Origin of the sequence: Streptomyces sp. NRRL S-495, assembly GCF_000966955.1 — a bacterium.
Classification (GTDB): domain Bacteria; phylum Actinomycetota; class Actinomycetes; order Streptomycetales; family Streptomycetaceae; genus Kitasatospora; species Kitasatospora purpeofusca.
On record NZ_JZWY01000776.1, the window covers coordinates 1 to 1,600 of the forward strand.

Below are 1,600 nucleotides of genomic sequence, written 5' to 3' on the forward strand. Positions count from 1 at the left end.
GAGATGTGTATAAGAGACAGTTGTTGAACATGGCAACCATGACGGGCCCGGCGTGGGACCGACGGTACCCAGCGCCCCGGAGCCGGCCAACCTCGCACACCGTCCCTCCACCTCAACGGCACGGCTTCAACGCAACCGGGTCGAAATCCGAGGTCGTGGCAGGTACGCACGTTCGTCCGTCGAGCAGATGGACGGCCAGCCCCACCCCTCCGCACGTTCCACATTCTGTTGAAAGCCCCCTTGACGCCCCGACGACCCCCGTCCTACTTTTATTCCACATACAGAAACCGTTCTTCCGTATGGTGGAATTCTGGAGATGAGCCCTCCGACCCACTGCGGGCCGACGCAGGAGAGACCCGATGCCCCGAATGACAGCCGCCCGCGCGGCCGTGGAGATCCTCAAGCTCGAAGGCGTCGACGTCGCCTTCGGCGTGCCGGGCGCGGCCATCAACCCCTTCTACGCCGCCCTCAAGGCCTCCGGCGGCATCCGGCACACGCTGGCCCGCCACGTCGAGGGCGCCTCGCACATGGCCGAGGGCTACACCCGCGCCGCCGCGGGCAACATCGGCGTCTGCATCGGCACCTCCGGGCCGGCCGGCACCGACATGATCACCGGGCTCTACTCGGCCATCGCCGACTCGATCCCGATCCTGTGCATCACCGGCCAGGCCCCGGTCGCCCGCCTCCACAAGGAGGACTTCCAGGCCGTCGACATCGCCTCGATCGCCAAGCCGGTCACCAAGGCCGCCACCACCGTGCTGGAGGCCGCGCAGGTCCCCGGCGTGATCCAGCAGGCCTTCCACCTGATGCGCTCGGGCCGCCCCGGCCCGGTGCTCGTCGACCTGCCGATCGACGTCCAGCTCACCGAGATCGACTTCGACCCGGAGGCCTACCAGCCGCTGCCGGTCTACAAGCCCACCGCCAACCGGATCCAGATCGAGAAGGCGATCGCGCTGCTCCAGCAGTCCGAGCGGCCGCTGATCGTGGCCGGCGGCGGCGTGATCAACGCCGACGCCGCCGGGCTGCTGCTGGAGTTCGCCGAGCTGACCGGCGTCCCGGTGGTGCCGACCCTGATGGGCTGGGGCATCGTCCCGGACGACCACCCGCTGAACGCCGGCATGGTCGGCCTGCAGACCTCGCACCGGTACGGCAACGAGAACTTCCTCGCCTCCGACTTCGTGCTCGGCATCGGCAACCGCTGGGCCAACCGCCACACCGGCGGCCTGGACGTCTACACCGAGGGCCGGACCTTCGTCCACGTCGACATCGAGCCCACCCAGATCGGCAGGATCTTCGCCCCCGCGCTCGGCATCGCCTCCGACGCCCGCGCCGCGCTGGAGCTCTTCGTCGAGGTCGCCCGGGAGCTCAAGGCCGCCGGCACCCTCAAGAACCGCGCCGAGTGGGCCGCGTCCACCCAGGAGCGCCGGGCCCGGCTCCAGCGCCGCACCCACTTCGACAACGTGCCGCTCAAGCCGCAGCGGGTCTACGAGGAGATGAACAGGGCCTTCGGCCCGGAGACCCGCTACGTCACCACCATCGGCCTCTCCCAGATCGCCGGCGCGCAGCTGCTGCACGTCTACAAGCCGCGGCACTGGATCAA

1 protein-coding gene is annotated in these 1,600 nt (G+C 69.3%); it reads left to right on the forward strand.

Features of this window, described 5'->3' with window-relative positions; translation table 11 throughout:
- Positions 1–359 precede the first annotated feature (359 nt).
- Positions 360–1,600, forward strand: a 1,241-nt coding sequence (gene gcl / locus VR45_RS33195; RefSeq protein ID WP_045943609.1) for a glyoxylate carboligase, incomplete at its 3' end; no start/stop codon positions are given.